The sequence below is a fragment of the Mesobacillus jeotgali genome (assembly GCF_014856545.2).
Classification (GTDB): domain Bacteria; phylum Bacillota; class Bacilli; order Bacillales; family Cytobacillaceae; genus Mesobacillus.
The window spans coordinates 3,218,889-3,239,932 of sequence record NZ_CP109811.1; the positions used below are offsets into that span (position 1 = coordinate 3,218,889).

Here is a 21,044-nt window from a genome sequence, read left to right on the forward strand (position 1 = left end):
TTTCACCTCATTTTGCTGTATAAACGAAGGATGTACCTTCTTCCCTGAATGAAATTGCGTCCAGGGCTTGTAAATAATCAAGCTGGCCGACTGTTTCCGAAATGGTCAGATTCAGTTCGCGCTCGTACACAGTCGGGAAGAGCAATTTGCAAATCCCAAAAACAGTGAGTTCCCTGCCTTCAAGCATCCCCCTTACTTGCAACGCCCTGTCATGCTGGCGAGCCAGCCTTTTTTCGATCAGGCTATGTAATTCTGTTATCTCCGTCCCATGTCCGGTGTATACTAGCCCAATTGGGTACTCCTGCAGCTTTTTTAGTGTTGCATTATATTGGACCAGCGGCTTTGGTCTTTCACTTTCGCCTGGCAGCGGCGGCTCAAGCAATGGATTCGGCGAGATCCCTGCAAGGACCGTATCCCCTGCAATCATTGTCCCATCTTTTTCACGCAAGAGCACAATATGGCTCTGGGCATGTCCCGGTGTCTCGATCACCCTCCATCCTGGCAGTGCCGGAGGAACATCATTTTCCTGGATAGTCCCTGTCAATGAACGATCGCAAGAAAATACTAATGTCTTTTTCATCACTTTCATCGAAGGCACAAAATATGGCTCTGGTATGGCTGATTGCAAAAAGAATTTCTCATAGAATTCTTTATGCTCCTTTTCAAATTCCGAAGTCCTGTTAATCCACCTTTCATTCAGGTGATGGCCATGTACAGCAAGATCTGGTGAAAAGTAATCCAGCATTCCCACATGATCTGGATGGTCATGAGTCAAGATAACCTGCTCGATATCGTCGGGCTTCAATTTTAAATCGGACAGCTGGGACTTGAACGACTCCCAGGAATCCTCTGTTTTCGTTCCCGCGTCAACAAGTGTCAATCGGTCCCCTTTTATTAAATATGCGTTCACATCACCAACCGGGAAAGGCGTCGGCAAAGTCAGTTTGGCAATTCCATCTTTCCATTCAGCCATATTATCTATACACCCCAAAACATTATTTTTCTATAAGGTAAAGTGATTGTTTGTTCAATAAATCATTCAACTTTATTGGTCCTGGTATTTTTTCAATATAAAATTAAGTTTACCTTTAAAGCGGAAAAATGTCATTATTTTCGGATTGTATTTTCAGAAAAAACTAAAAATTATTCAAATACTACTTGACATAAGGGTTGTCTTTCTTGCATAATCACTATTAAAATTTCGTAAAATCTTAAAAAGCATTCGAGCAAGATCAGTAGACAGGAATGGTGTCAGAGAGTGGAGTCCACCGGCTGAAAGGCTCCGCCGCCCTCTTCATGTTGAACCCTACCTTGCGAGCTGCCAGGCAAACCTGGACGTATACCGGCGTTAACGGATGTTGAGCTGCACTTTTTCGGCACTGGCTGAAGAAGTGAATGAAGGTGGTACCACGGAAGCATGGCCTTTCGTCCTTTTTGGGATGAAGGGCCTTTTTGTTTTTCCGATGTAAGCACTGGCTCTTTCAGTGGCAAAACAGAACATCAAATTTTATGGAGGCGATCTTGATGAAGAAGCTTGTTTTTGTTGGGGCAGGTTCGATGGCAGAAGCGATGATTTCCGGAATAGGGGCAAGCGGGCTTCTTCCGGGAGAGCAGATCTGGGCCACGAATAAACAGGATACTGACAGATTAAAATCACTGGAGCAGAAATATGGAATAAAGGCGACATATGATTTGGAAATGCTTTTTAAAGATGCGGATGCAATCGTCCTGGCAATGAAACCGAAGGACGCAGCCGCAGCGGTTGGGGAAATCAAATCCTATTTACCTGAAGGGATGCTGATCATTTCGGTCCTCGCTGGCGTCTCGATTGCCGCAATTGAAACAGCTGCAGAGAAGTCCCTGGCAGTGGCAAGGGCAATGCCAAACACCTCGGCTGCGATTGGCAAATCGGCAACTGCGCTGGCAGTGAACTCCAATGTGAGTGAAGCGCAAAAGATGCTGATACAGGAGCTTTTTAACACAATCGGCCTGACAACAATCGTTGAGGAATATCAGCTTGATGCCGTCACAGGCCTATCAGGAAGCGGTCCTGCCTATATATATTACCTTGTCGAAGCGATGGAACAAAGTGCCGCTGAAATCGGTCTGGATAAGCAAACAGCAAAGCAGCTGATTATCCAGACGCTGCTGGGGGCCGCCGAAATGCTGACGAAGTCGGATAAGGAGCCTGCCCAGCTCCGCTTTGAAGTGACCAGCCCGGGAGGTACGACTGAAGCAGGAATCAGCATTCTTGAGCAGCATGGCGTCCAATCTGCTTTCGTATCCTGCATCAAGGAAGCCACAGCTCAATCAAGAAGGCTGGGCCATCTGCTGGGAAATGAACTTGCAGCAGCAAACCGTCCGCTTTAAAAATTGCAAATGCCCTCCCTGTTTCTCTACAATGGAGAAAAACAACAGGGACGTGTAGATGTTGCTTCTAACCTTACTGTCTTTAACTTTAATCATCTGGATTTTGGCGACAATCGATGCCTTGATTGGTTTTAGGAAAATGGATTCCCTCGAAAAGGCTGAGGTTGCCGGCCATGGACAAAAGCTTAGCGTCATCGTGGCTGCCAGGAATGAAGAAGAACATATTTCCCAAAGCATTCGCACCCAGCTGAACCAAACCTACAAAAATACCGAGTGGATCCTGGTCAATGACCGTTCCGAGGATGATACTGGCAAAATGATGGAACACCTGAAAAGCTCTGATTCGAGAATTAGAGTGATCCATATCGAAAGTTTGCCAGAAGGGTGGCTCGGCAAGAACTACGCACTCTATAAAGGCTGCCAGCGCGCGACAGGGAACCTGCTCTTATTTACAGATGCTGATGTTTTGTACCATCCCGAGGCTTTTGCAAAAGCGGTTGGCTATTTTGAGAAACATGACCTTGATCATTTAACCGCAGCACCGAACCTTAGTGCAAAGCCGTTCTGGCTGAAGGCCTTTGTTGCTTTCTTCTTATTCGGCTTTTCCTATTACAAGAGACCCTGGCTCGGCAATAATCCACGCTCAAAAACCGGAGTCGGCATCGGAGCATTCAATATGATCACCCGGTCGGCCTATGAAAAAGTCGGCACACATGAATATATAAGGATGCGGCCCGATGATGACTTGCAGCTGGGAATGATGATTAAGCGAATAGGTCTCAAGCAGCGGATTGTCACGGCTATGACACTCATTGAAGTGGAATGGTACCAAAGCCTGAAGGAAGCTTTAGCAGGACTGGAGAAGAACACCTTTGCCGGCCTCCACTATCGGATCAGCATGGTGCTATTTTCGGTGTTCGGCGTCTTTGTATCCCAGGTCGTGCCGTTCTTCACTCTTTTTTCAAATAATCAGGCAGTCGCCATTTTAAGTGCTGTCAATCTTATATTCCTGGCTTTCCTTTATGTGATGGTAACAAAGAAGATGACCCGCTTTTCACCATGGATGTTCTTTGTCCTTCCCTTCACTGCCCTGATATTCATTTTCTCCATCCTGAGAGCCAGCTACCTTACATTTAGAAGAGGCGGCATTATCTGGCGCGGAACGAAATATACGCTTGCGGAATTAAGAAAAAACACATTGCGGTGAGTACAATTTTTCCTTTCCTCAGGAAGCCCTGTTATACTAAAAATATATTTTGGATTTCGAAATAAAAGGAGGCTTCCCGATGGAAAAGAAATTATTTTCCCCTTATAAAATTAAAGATTTAACTCTAAAAAACAGAATCGTCATGGCACCGATGTGTATGTACTCATGTGAAAAAGAAGATGGGATTGTTACAGACTTTCATATGACACACTATGTAAGCCGTGCTGTCGGCCAGGTGGGCCTGGTCATTCTTGAGGCAACGGCGGTTACTCCTCAAGGTCGGATTTCCCATCAGGACCTGGGAATCTGGAGCGATGAGCATGTGCCCGGCCTGACAGCTTTGACGGAACAAATCAAGCAGAGTGGTGCGGCCGCTGGTATCCAGCTGGCACATGCCGGCCGAAAAGCAGCATTGCGTGATGAAATCATCGCCCCTTCTGCTTTAGCTTTTGACGAGAAGTATAAAGAACCGAAGGCTATGACGGTTGAGGAAATCAAGGAAACGGTCGAGGCGTTCAGGCTGGCTGCCGAGAGGTCTAAGCGCGCTGGCTTTGATGTCATCGAAATCCACGCTGCACATGGATATTTGATCAACCAGTTCCTCTCTCCGCTAACAAATAAACGGGATGACGAATACGGCGGCACTGCCGAGAACCGCTTCCGCTTCCTTCGGGCAATCCTTGAAGAGGTAAAAACCGTATGGGATGGACCTCTGTTTGTCCGGGTTTCCGCATCCGACTATCATGAAGAAGGCCTGACTGTCGATGATTACGTAACCATTGGTGCATCGCTAAAGGAATTGGGCGTTGACTTGATTGATGTCAGCTCAGGTGCTGTTGTACCAGCCAGAATCCATGCTTACCCAGGCTACCAGGTTAAATTCGCTGAAAAAATCAAGCATGAAGCCGATATAGCTACCGGCGCGGTTGGATTGATCACGACCGGAATACAGGCAGAAGAAATCCTGCAAAATGATCGCGCTGAGCTGATTTTCATCGCCCGCGAACTCTTGCGCGATCCATACTGGCCAAGAACAGCAGCCAAGGAGCTTGGTACAAGCATCGAATCACCTAAGCAATATGAACGAGGATGGATTTTTTAAGCTAAAACCAATATTATTCCTAAAGAGGCTTTTCCAGAGTATTACTTTGGGAGGCCTCTTTTCTTGCTCTTTATCCTTCAATCTAATTCAATGTCATGACCTTTTATGACGGACATTTTCTTTCGTTTTTCAAGTACTTCTGTCCGTCATGACCTGGATGACGGACACTTTCTTGCGTTTTTCATGAATTTCTGTCCATCATGACCTGGATGACGGACACTTTCTTGTGCTTTTCATGAATTTCTGTCCATCATAGCCTGGATGACGGACACTTTCTTGCGTTTTTCATGAATTTCTGTCCGTCATGACCTGGATGACGGACAATTTCTTGTGCTTTTCATGAATTTCTGTCCGTCATGACCTGGATGACGGACACTTCCTGTCGCTTTTCATGAATTTCTGTCCGTCATACATTTAAAATGATTTTACTAATGCAATGGACACCACAGAAAAAGAGGCTGTCATCCAAACAGCCTCTTCTCCATACGGGTTAATCACTTTATTAGACTTTTTTCAGTAAAATTCTCCGGTACGTATTGCCGAACATAACTCCTTCATCTGAAATCAGCCTAACTCTCGCACTTTCCGTTTGGCTGATTTCCTCAAAGGATACGCCGATGTCCGTTCCAAGCAGTTTGATTACATGCCTGAAAGCTTTTTTGACAAAAGACAGCCCTTTGCCTGGCTGTGCAAATTTATCGAAAACGACCACCAGACCTTCCTTGCGGCAAACTCTGATCATTTCGCCAAATGCTTTTGTGCTGTCAGGTACTACTGATAAGATCAAGCTTCCGATAACATAATCGAACGATCCATCGTTAAACTCAAGCTGTTGGGCATCCATTTTTAAAAAGGTGATCGACGAGCCTTCGAATTTCTCCTTCGCTTTTTGCAGCATATCCTCCGAGTAATCAATTGCCGTAATCTCCAATTGGTCATAAGGCAATCGATCAGATATCTGCCCCAGTGCCTGCGCCTACGAACAGTACCCTGTCCCCGGAACGGAAGTGAATCTCGTTGAACAGTATATCTCTCACTTTCGAAAATGGACCAGAATTGAAAATTTTATCATAAATCGGGGCCCAGCCCTTGTAAATGAGCTTATTCCAGGAATTGTTCATGATATCCTCTCCGCATGAATCAGTTATGTGTAACCTCTATTTATCCTTGACTCTCAAAAGCCTCAAGCCATTCAGTGTGACAATCAGAGTCGCACCCATATCGGCGAAAATCGCGATCCACAGGGTGAGCCATCCAGGAATGACCAGCAGCAGTGCCAGCAATTTCACGCCGATTGAGAAGGCGATGTTCTGCTTGATGATTGCCAGTGTTTTACGGCTCAATTTAATCGTGAACGGCAGCTTTTTCAAGTCATCTGCCATCAGGGCGATATCGGCGGTTTCGAGTGCGGTATCAGTGCCCGCTCCTCCCATCGCGACTCCGACCGTCGCAGCGGCGAGTGCAGGTGCATCATTAATGCCATCGCCGACCATCGCGACTTTTCCATGGTTTGTCTGCAAGTCTTTTACGAAATTAAGCTTATCTTCAGGAAGTAAATCGGATTCTATATCCGTCACACCAGCCTGGCTGCCAATCGCAGCTGCGGTGCCTTTGTTGTCACCGGTCAGCATGATGGTCTTTTCAATGCCAAGCTCATGCAGACGGGAAACCACTTCCCTGCTCGACTCTCTTACTTCATCTGCTACCGCGATTAATGCAAGCACTTCGGAATCGTTGCCTGCAACAATGACTGTTTTACCTTCAGACTGCAGGCGTGAAATTTCTTCAGCAGCCTCCGCAGGAATTCCACCTTCGACGTGTTCTTCAAGGTATTTAGGACTGCCGATATAATAGACAATCCCGTCAACAGTTCCTTTTAATCCTTTACCGGTTACCGATGTGAAATCTTCAATCACTTTATCCATGTACGGTACTGTGTCTGTGTCTGCCTTTCGGACAATAGCAGAAGCAAGTGGATGCTGTGATTTATTTTCAAGGGCGGCGATTACTGCAAAAAGAGCGCTTGAATTTTCTCCAGCTGAAAATTTGATATCAGTAACAGCCGGCACTCCTTTTGTCAGCGTCCCAGTCTTATCAAAGGCAACGGCTTTCAGCATGCCCATTTCCTCAAGGTGGACACCACCCTTTACAAGCACCCCATGTTTAGCGGCATTGCCAATCGCTGTCACAATTGAAACTGGCGTTGAAATGACCAGGGCGCACGGACAGCCGACAACCAGGACGGCCAGGCCTTGATAAATCCACTCACTCCATCCTGCACCGAAGAAAAGTGGCGGTACAATAGCAACCAAAAATGCGACAAGGATAATAATTGGCGTGTAATACTTGGCAAAGCGATCAACAAACGCCTGCGAAGGAGCTTTTTCCGCCTGTGCCTCTTCGACAAGGTGAATGATTTTCGCGATTGTGGTATCATCGACCAGTTTAGTGATTTTAACGTCGATGAGACCTTCCCCATTCAGCGTGCCGGCAAACACTTCATCTCCTGCGCTCTTGTCAGCTGGAACAGATTCCCCTGTAATCGCCGCCTGGTTGACAGATGAGAATCCGGAAACTACTTCCCCATCCATGGCAATTTTCTCGCCTGGTTTTACAATCATGATATCGCCGACTTCTATTTCATTTACATGGATGCTGTATTCCCTGCCATTCCGGCGGACAAGAGCTTCTTTTGGCGCGATATCCATTAACGAACGAATCGAAGCTCTTGCCTTATCCATTGAATATCTTTCAAGGACCTCACTAATCGCAAACAATATGACAACGACGGCACCTTCGCTCCACTCGCCAATGATGGCAGCCCCGATGATTGCAACAGTCATCAGTGCCCTCATGTCAAAATCGAGCTTTAGAAGATTCTTTATTCCACTTTTAAAAAGGGAGTAGCCACCTATCATAATCGCGCCCAGAAATAATAGGATGGCGAGCAAACTATCTTCACCAAAATTAACCTGAAAAAAATACGCGGCAATGATCATCACTAAGCTGATCAATACCGTAGCATTTTCCTGCCAGAACGGCTTCTTTTTTTCAGGGATCATCTCTGCTTTATCCGGGTAAAGGCGCAGGTTCTCAAATGCTCCAGCTTGCTCCAGTTCCTCAATCGAGGCTTTACCGAAAACAGTCAGCTTGGAAGCGCCAAAATTTACTTTTGCATCAAAAACACCATCCAGGTGTTTTACGTTCTCTTCGAACTTTCCGGCACAGCTTGCTCAGGTGAAGCCCTGTACCCGATAAACTGTTTTATCGCCCGATTGCGCTGCTTCAGTCATTCATATCCAACTCCTTTTGATGTTCAAACGCCAGGTGAATCAATTGCTTCACATGGTCATCCACCAGTGAATAATACACAAGCTTCCCTTCTTTGCGGTATTTAGCCAGACCAAGATTCTTCAACAGCCTTAAATGGTGGGAAGCAGTAGCAGTGGACGAATTGACGACCGCAGCTACATCACAAACACAAAGCTCTTTGCCTACATATAGTGAGTATGCGATTTTAATCCTTGTTTCATCTGATAAAGCCTTGAAAATTTTTGCGGCTTCAAATGTATTTTGTTCTTTCAGTTCAGCGGACACCTGTTCCACTTTTTCGTCATGGACGCAATTGACCTGGCAGACATCCTGCTCCTTCAATTTGCTCACCCCATTCATTCAAATGATCTTTTGATTATATCTTATTCAAATGACCTTTTGATTGTCAAACAAAAATAAAAAACCAGGAAATCTCCTGGTTTTAAAGGTTATGCTGTTTTCTCACCCTGCCGGTCGGCAACCTTCTTGAAGTAGAAACCTAGTTTGACGAGGCCAACTGCCGTCAAGGAAAGAATCATATTGAAGAATACTGCAAATATCACAAGATCAATGACTTCAAAGAAAAATGCATATAGAAATCCAACTGCCCCAAATATTGATATTGTGATGAGAAAATGCATCCTCGGAAAAAGAAAGGTTATGATTCCGCTAAACAACATAACTAGTGAACCCATGATAAATAGATGAAAACCGAATAAAAGTAAAAACTCCAAAACAATTCCCCCAGTATTCGTGTTGTTGGTTTGATGGAACTGATTCCACCACTTTCCAATTCCCTCTGGGTTACTTGTCTAAACTAAATGTCCTAAATTCGGTCATCCCATATTCTATTAAGCATCGTTTCTTCGTTGGAAACGACCAGTTCGAATACATCGGGATTCGTCATTTCCATCAGGCAGTCGTAACCGAAGCTTTCATTGAAATACCTCATTAGCAATGTCGTCATGTTACCATGGCTGACCAGTAAAATATGTTCATGTTCTGAACATAATAAATCCTCAATCAATGATTTGGCTCGATTCATCGCAGCAGAATGAGATTCTCCGCCTTCAAATACAAGCTCAAAATCCTCAAAGCTTTGCTTTAGCTTATCTCGCCAGTCCTCAAGGTTGACTGTACTAAGCACTCTTTCTCCAAGTCTGTCATCCTCCTGAACTCTTATCCCTCTTGAATCAGAAAGAGGTTTAATTGTATCGACCGCTCTTTTAAAAGGGCTACAATAGATGGTATCTATTTCTTTTCGTTTGAAAAAGTCCACTAGTGCCAGCGCCTGCTTCCTGCCCTGTTCGGTCAGCGGTGAGTCTACAGGCTGACCAGCCGCACTTGCATGACGTACAAGATAGATTGTTTTCAATCAAAACACCCCTTTATTCAATCATTGTCATAAGGAACGGAGATTTCCATAAAATCTTCTGAAACAACCGTATTGGCAAACACTGTTTGTGCTTCCGCTCCAAGCTCCTTCCAGTCATTTTGGTCATACCTGGAGCTAATATGGGTCAGGCACAGCTTTTTTACATCTGCATTCAAGGCTATTTCAGCAGCCTGCAGAGTGGTCGAATGAAAATATTCAAATGCAAGTGAACCTTCATCTGCTGAAAAAGTAGCTTCATGAACGAGAAGATCTGCATTTTTGGCAAGAACTGCAGCATTTTCACAAACCCTTGTGTCACCCAAGATCGTAACAACCCTTCCTTTTTGCGGCGGACCGACAAACTCAGCAGGATCGATGACCGTTCCGTCGTCCAATATGACTTCTTCCCCATTCTTGATTTTTCTGTAGTCTGGACCGGGCTTTACACCTGCAGCTTGAAGCTTATCGGCAAGAAGAGTGCCGGGACGGTCCTTCTCCTTTACTCTGTACCCATACGAAGGAATTCCATGCTCCAACAGTCTTGCTTCTACGATGAATTGCTCATCTTCAAAAATAACACCTTCCTCAAGCTCAATGATTTCAATCGGATATTTCAAGTAAGATTTACTGATTTTTAAAGATATTTCAATATACTCCTTGATCCCGGGGGGACCATACACGGTAACCAATGACTCCCCTCCCTGGAAGGAACGGCTAGACAGCAGTCCCGGCAAACCATATATATGGTCTCCGTGCAGGTGAGTAATGAAAATCTTTTCAATTCTGCGGGGCTTTATGTTTGTATGTAAAATTTGGTGTTGAGTTGCTTCGCCGCAGTCGAACAGCCAAACGGCTCCGCGCTCCTCCAGCAATTTCAATGCGATTGAGGTCACATTCCTCAGTTTGGCCGGGATACCTGCACCTGTTCCAAGAAAAAAAACATCCATAATCCTGACATCCTCCCATACAAAACACCTGCCATTCTACAGGCAGGATCATTTTTCCTTTCAATATATCACAACAGGCATTATTCATCTAAACCTAAAGCAGGATTTAACCCAGAAGGGGATAGTTCCAGCCAATTGGAACAAAACTAATTACAGTTCAAACAGTTGCTAATTGTTCTTGAAAGGGATAAAATTTTGTATTTGTAGAGTGTTTTTTATACATACTTTTAAATTCACATAAAAGAGAGGTTCTATATTGTGGCACAAACCGAAAAACCAACAGCCTTAATCATGATCTTCGGAGCTACGGGAGACCTGGCAAACCGTAAATTGTTTCCTTCCCTCTATAACTTGTTTAAAAAAGGAAAGCTGGACAAGTTCGCGGTCGTAGGCGTAGCCCGCCGCTCACTTTCAAATGAAGAATTCCAGCTGAGGGTAAAAGAATCTGTTAAGGTGATTGGGGAGACAGACGCTGATATCGACGAGTTCGTATCCAAGTTTTATTATCATTCCCATGATGTAACTGATTCAAGTTCTTATCTTGCGCTTGGAAAGCTTTCGGAAGATCTGGACAGCCACTATGGACTGAATGGCAATAGAATTTTCTACCTGGCAATGGCACCTGAATTCTTTGGAACAATTGCTGAGCACTTAAAGAAAGATAAACTTACCGATGTATCCGGGTTTAAGCGCCTGGTCATTGAAAAGCCCTTCGGACATGACCTTGAGTCGGCAAAAGTATTGAACAAGCAAATCCGAACCGCTTTTACAGAGGATGAAATCTACCGAATTGACCACTACCTTGGAAAAGAAATGGTCCAGAATATCGAAGTAATCCGTTTCGCCAATGCGCTGTTTGAACCACTCTGGAATAACCGGTACATTTCCAATATCCAGGTTACATCAAGCGAAACGCTTGGAGTGGAAGAACGCGGCCGTTATTACGAGAAAAGCGGCGCTCTAAGGGATATGGTCCAGAACCATATGCTGCAAATGGTTTCATTGCTGGCGATGGAACCGCCGATCAAATTGACGACTGATGAGGTCCGCTCGGAAAAAGTGAGAGTGTTCCGTGCCCTCCGCCCTATTAAAGGCGAGGAAGTCAATGAATATTTTGTTCGGGGCCAATATGATAAAGGCGTAATGAACGAAACAAACGTACCTGCATACCGACAGGAGGAAATGGTCGATCCTGAATCCAATACAGAAACATTTGTAGCTGGAAAATTGATGATTGATAACTTCCGCTGGGCTGGAGTTCCATTCTACATCCGTACTGGAAAAAGAATGAAGGCAAAGTCAACTAAAATCGTGATCCAATTCAAAGATATCCCAATGGATTTATATTATCAGCCAGAAAAAACGGTAAATCCAAACCTTCTTGTCATTCATATCCAGCCAGAAGAAGGAATCACCCTCCACTTGAATGCCAAGAAATCTGGCCAGGGTACGAAAGCTACACCTGTCAAGCTGAATTACTCAAATAAAGGGATTGACGGACTGAATACTCCAGAAGCATATGAAAAACTTCTTTATGATTCATTGCGCGGAGACGCAACCAACTTTACACATTGGGATGAAGTCGCATTATCCTGGAGCTTCGTTGATAATATATCAGCTGTATGGGAAAATACGAAAGAGCCTGGCTTCCCTAACTATCCATCAGGTTCCATGGGGCCGGACGCAGCAGACAAGCTGCTAGAGAAGGATGGATTCTTCTGGTGGCCAATCACTGAAATCGATGTAGAAAATTGTTAATAGAACAAAAATCCCGCCCTGGTTACAGGCGGGATTTTTTGCAATGTCCAATTAAGTTTCAAGTTAACGCTATTTCTCTGCCTTAATCCAAAATCAGCCTCCGAAAAAGAAATCCAGTAGATTAGATCCTGCAGATGCTTCTTTGTTGTAAAACTCCGAGTATCCGCAATCACTGCAGTAAACGACAGTGAACTGGTTATTCTGGATATCAAACATTTTGGACAAGCCCGTTCCCGTCATTGCCACATCCTTCTGACCTGCATCTGTGCTTCCGCATTTAATACAACCATTTCCCTTCATGTATTCCAACTCCCTTTTTTAAGCTATATCACATTTACGTATCAGGTAAAGTTTAGTTTCACTTTTTCACCCTATCGAGGGGCTTCTGGTTTCGCCACACTTTTGTTTGCCAAGATGCAAACTTTCCGAAAAGAGCCAACATAAAAGAAGCCTAAAAGGGATAACTTATGCTTATCCTATTTTCAAACTAGAGGTGGATACATGGAGTGGTTTGGTCACAGCAATGAAGTTTTCAATTTTGATATGTTCTCTGCGAGTCATTATGCGATCATCACTATCTTTGTGTTAGTTAGTACCTTTATTTTCACGAACCGAAAGAAACTAAGGGGTGAAAGGTGGAGGAAAGCAGAGCTGGGAACAGCCCTGTCATTAATCTTGATTGAGATAACTAACCATCTATGGATGTACAAACATGCTGTCTGGAAATTAGGGCGGTCCATGCCCCTTGAATTATGCAATATTGGGCTGCTGCTCGCAATTGGTTTATTACTGACCAGGAAGAAAATATTTTTCGAGCTTTTGTTTTTCATTGCTTTATTAGGGGCAACACAAGCCATCATTACACCTGCATTAACCTATGATTTTCCCCATTTCCGCTTTTTTCACTTTTTCTATGCCCATATGATGATTGTGTGGGTGACCCTTTACTTCCTATGGGCTAAAGGTTATTACCCAACCTTCAGTTCTGTCATAAAAGTTGTTCTCTTTATCAACCTGCTCCTGCCAGCGATCCTGTTTATTAATAAGGCAGCTGACGGAAATTACTGGTTTTTACGCCATAAACCAAAAAGTCCAAGCTTTATGGATTTACTCGGCCCGTACCCGTGGTACATTTTTTCATTAGAGAGTTTACTTGTGTTATTGAGTTTAATTGCCTGGCTCTGCATGCGGAGCTGGCTAAAAGGAGAGAAAAAAACTTCTTATTCAGAGTCATGAATGTTTTTTACTGTTTGTACAAAAACTGGATCCAGAACAAAAAGGCTTGCGTCAGAACCCGCAAGCCAAGTAGACATTCACTTCTAAAGATGATTTTTAATGAAATCGAGCGTTTTATCTATGATCACTTGCTGGTCATTATCCAGTGTAGCAACATGGTAACTTTCTTTCAGGTGGTGGATCTCTTTTGTTTCTGAGGTGATATGATCATAGATGGTTTGCGAATTATCAGGCGGGACAACATGGTCTTCGTCCGAAACAAAGATTAATGCTGGACAAGAAACCTTTGATAAATCTTCTTTTACGGCTTTCATAAATGGCAATATTTCTTTAATAGATTGAACCGGGGTTTTTTCGTAAGCAAGCTCCGTTACCCCCGGCTTCTTGATGTCGGATCCAATGGCATCCAGGAATCTTGTTCCTTCCAGCTGGAGGACTGGCTCCATTGCCGGTATCTCAATAGCAGCATTGATGAGGACAATCCCTCTGATTTCTGGATATTTTTCAGCCATACATAAAGTAAGTGTTCCGCCCATTGACAGGCCCGTTACAAAAATCGTATCACAACGCTCTTTTAACCACTGAAACCCTTCTTCAACAGATGCAATCCAATCCTGATAGGTTGTTTGCTCCATGTCCTCATAGTGTGTGCCGTGTCCCTTCAAACGCGGTCCGCAAACGGTATATCCTGCAGCCGCATATGCCTCGCCAAGCGGCCGCATACTCTGTGTTGAACCCGTAAATCCGTGAGATACCAATATACCTACTGAATTCCCTTCAAAATAAAACGGTTCTGCCCCTTGCAGAACTGGATAGTTTCCTGCCATACTCAATCCCTCCAATCATAAATACCATCCATTAAAGGTTTCGACTGGAGCTTTTGAAAACCCTTCCTGCATTTAAAAAACTTCCATTTCTGAAAAAACACAGCGAACACGAGGTCCGCTGTGCTAACTTTCTTATTCCATCCACTCAGTGTGGAAGATTCCTTCTTTATCAATGCGCTGATAGGTGTGGGCACCGAAATAATCGCGCTGGGCCTGAATGAGGTTGGCCGGCAATGTTTCTGTTCTGTAGCTGTCAAAGTATGAAAGTGCAGCCGAGAAGCTTGGCACTGGGATACCGTTCATAACAGCGGCTGAGATAATTTCGCGTAAAGACTGCTGGTAGCTCTCTGCGATTTCCTTGAAATATGGATCAAGCAGCAGGTTTTTTAGTGCTGGGTCGCGATCGTAAGCTTCCTTGTTTTTTTGGAGGAACTGAGCTCTGATAATGCACCCGCCACGGAAGATCATTGCGATATCTCCGTAGCTTAAATCCCAGCCATATTCTTCGGAAGCCGCTCTCATTTGCGCGAAGCCTTGTGCGTAAGAACAAATTTTGCTCAAGTAAAGCGCCTTGCGAATGGATTCAATGAAAGCCTCACGGTCGCCGTCGAACGGCTTCGTTTCAGGGCCTGAGAGGACTTTGCTTGCTTCCACACGCTCTTGTTTCATGGCGGAGATAAAGCGGGCGAAAACAGATTCTGTGATGATTGGCAGCGGTACTCCAAGGTCAAGAGCACTCTGGCTTGTCCATTTACCAGTTCCCTTTTGGCCAGCGGTATCAAGAATCACATCAACAAGCGGTTTTCCCGTTTCGTCATCTTTCTTCGTAAAAATATCAGCCGTTATTTCGATCAAGTAGCTGTCAAGCTCACCTTTATTCCATTCCGCAAACACTTTATGCAGCTCTTCTGCATTTAAGCCAAGAACATGCTTCAACATAAAATAGGATTCGGAAATGAGCTGCATGTCTCCGTATTCGATTCCGTTGTGTACCATTTTTACATAATGTCCTGCTCCATCTGGACCAATATAAGTTGTGCAAGCTTCACCATTCACCTTTGCGGCGATATCCTGGAAGATTGGCGCAACCAGGTCATACGCTTCTTTTTGGCCGCCTGGCATGATGGAAGGTCCATGAAGTGCACCCTCCTCCCCACCGGAAACTCCAGTACCGATGAAGTGAAGCCCAAGCTCGCTCAATTCCTGGTTTCGACGCTGAGTATCAGCAAAATATGTATTGCCGCCGTCAATGATGATATCTCCCTTGTCCAGATGCGGTTTTAATTGCTCGATTGTCGCATCCGTCGCTGCCCCAGCTTTAACCATCAGCAGAATCTTTCGCGGCGTTTCTAGTGATTGAACAAACTCCTCAATGGAAAAAGTTCCGACGATTTTCTTGCCTTTCGTTTCTTCAAGCATTTCAACTGTCTTTTCCCGGGAGCGATTATAGACTGACACAGAATAGCCTCTGCTTTCGATATTCATGGCGAGGTTTTTCCCCATGACAGCAAGGCCAATGACTCCAATTTGCTGTTTTGACATATGTTAACTTCCCTTCTATCTAGAATTAAGTATTTAAATCATACAAACTAATTTAACAATGAACCCCTACTTGTGCAAACAATCTGGTTTGTCCATTTTTATTTTGACTTAAGATGGTCTTGCTAAACCATTAAAAATCTTTTTTATCATTCCTGCGATCCTGGAGGAAATCCTTATTAAAGCTCGTCCCAGCACCGGCATTCTCCCTGGTTGGGAGCTTTTTCACCTGGGAGCCGGCACTTTCAATGATACTTTTACCATATTTCTCACGCAGCTGGCTCATCGTATTGATCAGCGGCTCCTTTTTGGCATCCTGCTCATAAGAAAATAAATCGAGCTGCTTCACTGCTTTGTCCGCTTCGAGCAGATCGGTGCCTGTGATCCCCAGCAGCCTGATAGGGTCTCCATTCCAATGCTTCAGAAAAAGCGTTTTGGCGGCCGCGGCTATTTCGTCCTGCTTTGAAACAGGGTTCTGCAGCTTCTGGCTCCTGGTAATCGTCTTCCTGTCCTTAAAGCGGATCATCACACTAATGCTTGTGGCGACCGCCTCCTTCCTCTTCATCCTTGCTGCTACTTGCTCTGACAATCGATCAAGAACCTTCAGAAGTTCATGCTGATTCGAAATATCACGAGGCAGCGTAGTCGAATTGCCGATGCTTTTAAAATCGTAGACAGAATCCGGATCTACCTGGCGGTTGTCTTGGCCATTAGCTCTTTCTCTCAATCTTATTCCGTTGATGCCCAGCAGCCCTTTCAGCTGGATTTCATTTGCTGCCGCTAAGTCGCCAATTGTATTGATTCCAATACTTTTTAGTTTGTCCGCTGTTTTTGTTCCTACTCCATGCATTTCCCCGACCTCTAGCGGCCAGATTACCCTTGGGATGTCACGCTTTCTTAAGACGGTGATTCCCATTGGCTTTTTCATATCGGAAGCTGTTTTAGCCAGGAACTTATTTGGCGCTACTCCTATGCTGCACGGCAAGTCAAGCTGCTCAAGAATTCTTTTTTGAATGCTATCTGCGATTTCCAGAGGCGCCCCAAGGTCTGAGCAATCCGTTATATCCACATATCCTTCATCAATGGAAACAGGTTCGACAACCTCTGTGTATTGGCGCAAAATATCAAACATAGCAGCAGATGCTGTGCGGTATCTGTCAAAGTTCGGTTTTTTTATGATTAAGTCCGGGCAAAGTTTTTTGGCTTCCCATAACGGCATTGTGGTCTTGACGCCGAATTTCCTCGCTTCATAGCTGCAGGTAACAATTATTCCCCGTCTTTCTTCCGGATTGCCGGCAATCGCCAGTGCCCGGCCTTTCAATTCAGGGTCGTAAGCCATTTCTACTGACGCATAGAAGCTATTCATATCAACATGCAAAATGACTTTGCCCTTTTTTGGATACATTTCTTTCATGATCCCACTTCCCAAATATACGTTCCCTTCTAGTTTATCAAAAAAACTCCACCATTACTTATATAGAGATTATTTTTACGGGTTCTCGACTTTTGAACATTATGTGAAGAAAAGCGCCAAAACATTAAATATCTTTACCGAAAAACCGATAAGAATATATAAGGATTTAGAAAAATGGGGGATATTTTTATGCAGCATTGGTCTATTGGCAGAAAGTATGCAAGCGTTTTCGCATTCATAATGGTCATTTTTTTGGGCAGCTTCATCTATTTGACGACTGTTTTATCCAACCTTCAGAATGCGATCGATCTTGCCGAGGAAAAAAGTGATTATGCAATCATGATTAGTGAAATGGGGGCTACATTCCGCCAGAAGTATATCATTATCACAGACTACATAACTGAACCGAAACCGGAGCTTTTGACACTCTATAAAACAGAAAGTGATCAATTTAACAATTCAGCTGACAAGCTTAAAAACAACGTAAAAACAGAGGAAGCCCAAACTTTGTTCAATTCAATTGTCAAAACAGATAAGCATATGGATAAAATCTGGGAAGATGAGATTTTAAAAACTGTAGAAGATTTCAAGAAAAACGGCGAACAGGTTGATATTTTTACCCAGATCAGTCTTGCCAACAAGGCTGAAACAATCCGCGATATGAACATTGATAAGCTGAATGCACTAAGGACAACGATTCTTGATGACCGGACAAGAATCATGAAGGAAACCCATTCATCAATCGCGTCGATGATTCGGAATACATTCATCATTATCATCATCGCGTTCATCATTTCCTCAGTGGCGATGTACTTTGTCTCACGCAATATCAGCAAAAACCTTAAAGATGTGGTTGCTTACTGCAAAAAACTCGCAGCCGGTGAGCTGAATGCTAAGGCATTGCAGGCCAAGAGCAAGGACGAGGTCGGCCAGATTATCTTGGCAATGAATCAATTATCCGGGAATCTTAAAGCCTCCATTTCAAGCATCCTTGCGTCATCTGACCAGGTAAATGAAATGTCAAGGAACCTGAAGCTAAATGCTGAAGCGACAACAGAAGCGAACAATGAAATCACGACATCAATCATGCAAGTTGCTTCTGCCTCTGATGAGCAGGTGAAGATTTCCGAACGCACGAACGAAGCAGTCGAAAGTGTCTCTTCACAATTGGTTGAAGTGACTGGTTCGCTTAAAGAGACGATCCATACGACAACAAGCACGAAGGAAAAAATCGAGCAAGGTAAGCTGTATGCTTTCAATGTCACCGAACAGATGGATGAAATCAATGGAAAGGTCACTGAATTAGCCAAAGTGATTCATTCCCTTAAAAATAATTCTCAGGAAATCCATCGAATCATTGAAATCATTACTGATATTTCAAATCAAACGAACTTACTGGCATTGAATGCCGCGATTGAAGCAGCAAGAGCTGGTGAGCATGGCAAAGGCTTCGGTGTCGTCGCTCAGGAAGTCCGCAAGCTCGCTGAGCAATCAGCTGGTGCTGCAGAGAGTATCCGAACCATCCTTGAGCAGACCGGAAAAGAGACGAACCTTGCAGTGAATGTTATGGATGAAAGTCAGACAACCGTACAAAAAGGCAATGAACTGGTCGAAAAAGTAGCCGAAATTTTCACCGATATCGCCCGATCGATCGAGGAAGTCAGCCTAAAAGGAAATACCGCAAGCAGTGCCGTCATGAATGCTAACGATAGGATGGAGTTCATGGCACATGCTGCAACCGAAGTAATCACCGCCTCTTCCAAGTCGGCACAATTCCTCGAACAGGTAGCTGCCACAACAGAAGAACAAAATGCCACAATGCAGGAGCTGTTGGAATCATCTAGCAAGCTGTCAAACATGGCTGAAGACCTGAGGAAATCATTCTCCAGCTTTAAACTGTAGCTGCAAAAAAACAAGCTGACCAATTTATCAATCGGTCAGCTTGTTTTTATTCAAACGAACTAGGTAAAGCTTTAGTTATGTAATTCTTGTTTTTGGTTTTTCATATATTCCTTTATTTCTTTGATACCTTCAAGTGATTGAATCAATGTTTCCGGGTCTATTAACATGATCATGCGTTTATCGAAATTGGCCACACCGGTAATGAACCTTGTCTTCTGATAAGCAACAAGGCCTGGCTGCTTAATGTTTTCCGCAGGAATTTCAAGAATTTCCTTTGCATCCCTCACCAGGGCCCCTACTGAAATTTCCGATGTTTCTATCACGATCAGCCTGGTTTTGTCCTCAACTTGAATATCCCGATTATAAAGCACCTTTTCCAAGTCAATGACCGGAATCAAGTCTCCCCTTACTTTTGTTAAGCCTGTTACATAATCAGGCATATGCGGAATCGCTGTCATCCCTTCCATTTTTTCAATCGAAATGACATAAAGAATTGGAAAAGCATATTCTTCATTCCCTGCCTGGAATACAACCGTCTTATTGCTATCAGCCATTGGAGTACACTCCTTTATTTTATATTCCTTCTATCACTCTAATTAATTCGGGGTGAATACTAGTGAAACATTCCAAGTATTATATCGGATTCTTTAGAGTCATCTTTAGGACAATTGAAGGGTTAGTGTATTTAAGTTTCATGGACATTTTGACGGCCTGCTCTCTCCGAAATGTCTATTAAAACGTAGTTCTTGGACATTTTGACGGCTTGCTCCACCCCAAATGTCTATTAAAACAAGTTTCATGAACTTTAGACACCCTACTCTCTGAAATGTCTTCCAAAGTCATAATCCACACAGATTCTTGAAGATGCGAAATATATTTCTGCCCCCATGAAAAAAAGGGCTCTCCCAGCAGGGAAGCCCTTCCTCGTATTATTGTGCTGCTACTTCTTCAATCAATGCGATGACCATCTCGGCAAGCTTGTTGAGCTCTTCGATTGGCATTCTTTCATTCGTTGTGTGGATTTCTTCATATCCTACAGCAAGGTTGACGGTTGGTACGCCAAAGCCGGCAATGACGTTTGCATCGCTTCCGCCGCCGCTGTGCAGCAGTTCTGAGCTTCTGCCGATTTTGGCGGCTGCTTTTTTAGCAAGCTCAACGACAAGGTCACCTTCGCCAAATTTGAAGCCAGGGTACATGACCTGTACATCGACATCTGCCTTGCCGCCCATTTCCTGTGCAGCTGATTCAAATGCTTCCTTCATTTTTGCCACTTGCGCTTCCATTTTTTCAGGAATTAGAGAACGTGCTTCTGCAAGAATTTCTACATGGTCGCAGACGATATTTGTCTGTGTACCGCCCTGGAAACGTCCGATATTCGCAGTAGTTTCCTCATCAATACGGCCAAGCGGCATTCTTGCGACTGCTTTTGCCGCAATTGTAATGGCTGATACACCTTTTTCTGGGGCAACACCAGCATGAGCTGTTTTACCATGGATGACAGCTGCTACTTTTGCCTGTGTAGGTGCTGCAACAATAATGTTCCCTACTTTGCCGTCACTGTCCAGCGCATATCCGTATTTCGCTTTTACCAGTGAAGAATCCAATGCCTTAGCACCAACCAGGCCTGATTCTTCCCCAACAGTAATGATGAACTGGATTGTACCATGCGGAATCGATTGTTCCTTTAAAACGCGCACTGTTTCAAGCATGACAGCCAGCCCAGTCTTATCATCAGCACCAAGGATCGTTGTTCCATCAGTTACGACATATCCATCTTTAATGGATGGCTTTACGCCATTTGCAGGAACGACAGTGTCCATGTGGGAAGTAAAGTAGATTGTATCTACTCCTTCTTTTGTACCTTGTAAAGTACAGATCAGGTTTCCGGCTCCGTGGCCAGTTTGCGCCGTCGTATCGTCCTCGAAAACCTCTACGCCGAGGTCCTCGAATTTTTTCTTTAGGACACGTGCAATTTCAGTTTCATACTTTGTTTCAGAGTCAATTTGGACAAGCTCTAAAAACTCATTCAATAAACGTTCGTGATTAATCATCCTA

20 protein-coding genes are annotated in these 21,044 nt (G+C 44.2%); 6 read left to right on the forward strand and 14 right to left on the reverse strand.

Annotated elements, in window-relative coordinates; all coding sequences use genetic code 11:
* Positions 1-7: 7 nt before the first annotated feature.
* Positions 8-973, reverse strand: a complete 966-nt coding sequence (locus tag FOF60_RS16570; protein WP_192470688.1) for an MBL fold metallo-hydrolase — start codon at positions 971-973, stop codon at positions 8-10.
* 551 nt (positions 974-1,524) lie between these two features.
* Here FOF60_RS16570 and proC point away from each other — a divergent pair.
* From proC to namA, 3 genes are all read left to right on the forward strand, one after another.
* Positions 1,525-2,370 carry a pyrroline-5-carboxylate reductase gene (gene proC, locus FOF60_RS16575; protein ID WP_192470689.1) on the forward strand — a complete coding sequence of 282 codons (846 nt, stop codon included), beginning with the start codon at positions 1,525-1,527 and terminating at the stop codon, positions 2,368-2,370.
* A gap of 58 nt (positions 2,371-2,428) precedes the next feature.
* Positions 2,429-3,577 carry a glycosyltransferase family 2 protein gene (locus tag FOF60_RS16580; RefSeq protein WP_225649925.1) on the forward strand — a complete coding sequence of 383 codons (1,149 nt, stop codon included), beginning with the start codon at positions 2,429-2,431 and terminating at the stop codon, positions 3,575-3,577.
* A 79-nt stretch (positions 3,578-3,656) separates the two neighbouring features.
* On the forward strand, positions 3,657-4,679 hold the full coding sequence (gene namA, locus FOF60_RS16585) for an NADPH dehydrogenase NamA (protein WP_192470690.1): 1,023 nt from the start codon (positions 3,657-3,659) through the stop codon (positions 4,677-4,679).
* Between the two features lie 502 nt (positions 4,680-5,181).
* Here namA and FOF60_RS16590 read toward each other — a convergent pair.
* The 7 genes from FOF60_RS16590 to rnz form a co-directional block, all read right to left on the reverse strand.
* On the reverse strand, positions 5,182-5,625 hold the full coding sequence (locus FOF60_RS16590; RefSeq protein WP_319801536.1) for a class I SAM-dependent methyltransferase: 444 nt from the start codon (positions 5,623-5,625) through the stop codon (positions 5,182-5,184).
* A gap of 4 nt (positions 5,626-5,629) precedes the next feature.
* A complete protein-coding gene (locus tag FOF60_RS24450) occupies positions 5,630-5,800 on the reverse strand; it encodes a hypothetical protein (protein WP_319801537.1) in 171 nt (56 codons plus the stop codon).
* Positions 5,801-5,836: 36 nt separating this feature from the next.
* On the reverse strand, positions 5,837-7,972 hold the full coding sequence (locus tag FOF60_RS16595) for a heavy metal translocating P-type ATPase (RefSeq protein WP_192470691.1): 2,136 nt from the start codon (positions 7,970-7,972) through the stop codon (positions 5,837-5,839).
* Positions 7,965-8,333, reverse strand: a complete 369-nt coding sequence (locus FOF60_RS16600) for an ArsR/SmtB family transcription factor (protein WP_225649926.1) — start codon at positions 8,331-8,333, stop codon at positions 7,965-7,967. Before FOF60_RS16600 ends, FOF60_RS16595 begins: the two co-directional genes overlap by 8 nt.
* A 107-nt stretch (positions 8,334-8,440) precedes the next feature.
* A complete protein-coding gene (locus tag FOF60_RS16605) occupies positions 8,441-8,725 on the reverse strand; it encodes a hypothetical protein (protein ID WP_192470693.1) in 285 nt (94 codons plus the stop codon).
* Between the two features lie 92 nt (positions 8,726-8,817).
* Positions 8,818-9,366: a histidine phosphatase family protein gene (locus FOF60_RS16610; RefSeq protein WP_192470694.1), complete on the reverse strand. Its 549-nt coding sequence runs from the start codon at positions 9,364-9,366 to the stop codon at positions 8,818-8,820.
* 17 nt (positions 9,367-9,383) lie between these two features.
* Complete coding sequence (rnz, locus tag FOF60_RS16615) at positions 9,384-10,313, reverse strand: ribonuclease Z (protein WP_192470695.1); 930 nt, start codon at positions 10,311-10,313, stop codon at positions 9,384-9,386.
* A gap of 258 nt (positions 10,314-10,571) precedes the next feature.
* Between rnz and zwf the strand changes: the two genes are divergently transcribed.
* Positions 10,572-12,071 carry a glucose-6-phosphate dehydrogenase gene (zwf, locus tag FOF60_RS16620; RefSeq protein WP_192470696.1) on the forward strand — a complete coding sequence of 500 codons (1,500 nt, stop codon included), beginning with the start codon at positions 10,572-10,574 and terminating at the stop codon, positions 12,069-12,071.
* A 93-nt stretch (positions 12,072-12,164) separates the two neighbouring features.
* On the opposite strand, the gene FOF60_RS16625 is transcribed toward zwf, so the two are convergent.
* Positions 12,165-12,371 (reverse strand): zinc ribbon domain-containing protein, encoded by a 207-nt coding sequence (locus FOF60_RS16625; protein ID WP_192470697.1) that lies wholly within the window; start codon positions 12,369-12,371, stop codon positions 12,165-12,167.
* 201 nt (positions 12,372-12,572) lie between these two features.
* On the opposite strand from FOF60_RS16625, the gene FOF60_RS16630 reads away from it, so the two are divergent.
* Positions 12,573-13,307, forward strand: coding sequence for a YwaF family protein (locus FOF60_RS16630; protein ID WP_192470698.1), 735 nt, complete (start codon positions 12,573-12,575; stop codon positions 13,305-13,307).
* A gap of 83 nt (positions 13,308-13,390) precedes the next feature.
* On the opposite strand, the gene FOF60_RS16635 is transcribed toward FOF60_RS16630, so the two are convergent.
* The 3 genes from FOF60_RS16635 to FOF60_RS16645 form a co-directional block, all read right to left on the reverse strand.
* Complete coding sequence (locus FOF60_RS16635) at positions 13,391-14,134, reverse strand: alpha/beta hydrolase (RefSeq protein ID WP_192470699.1); 744 nt, start codon at positions 14,132-14,134, stop codon at positions 13,391-13,393.
* 132 nt (positions 14,135-14,266) lie between these two features.
* Positions 14,267-15,676 carry an NADP-dependent phosphogluconate dehydrogenase gene (gndA, locus tag FOF60_RS16640; RefSeq protein ID WP_192470700.1) on the reverse strand — a complete coding sequence of 470 codons (1,410 nt, stop codon included), beginning with the start codon at positions 15,674-15,676 and terminating at the stop codon, positions 14,267-14,269.
* A gap of 130 nt (positions 15,677-15,806) precedes the next feature.
* Positions 15,807-17,087 (reverse strand): DNA polymerase IV, encoded by a 1,281-nt coding sequence (locus FOF60_RS16645; protein ID WP_192470701.1) that lies wholly within the window; start codon positions 17,085-17,087, stop codon positions 15,807-15,809.
* 189 nt (positions 17,088-17,276) lie between these two features.
* On the opposite strand from FOF60_RS16645, the gene FOF60_RS16650 reads away from it, so the two are divergent.
* A complete protein-coding gene (locus FOF60_RS16650; RefSeq protein WP_192470702.1) occupies positions 17,277-18,989 on the forward strand; it encodes a methyl-accepting chemotaxis protein in 1,713 nt (570 codons plus the stop codon).
* Positions 18,990-19,060: 71 nt separating this feature from the next.
* Here FOF60_RS16650 and FOF60_RS16655 read toward each other — a convergent pair whose 3' ends face one another.
* Positions 19,061-19,543, reverse strand: a complete 483-nt coding sequence (locus FOF60_RS16655) for a chemotaxis protein CheW (protein ID WP_192470703.1) — start codon at positions 19,541-19,543, stop codon at positions 19,061-19,063.
* Between the two features lie 375 nt (positions 19,544-19,918).
* Positions 19,919-21,040 (reverse strand): tripeptidase T, encoded by a 1,122-nt coding sequence (locus tag FOF60_RS16660; RefSeq protein ID WP_192470704.1) that lies wholly within the window; start codon positions 21,038-21,040, stop codon positions 19,919-19,921.
* Positions 21,041-21,044 lie beyond the last annotated feature (4 nt).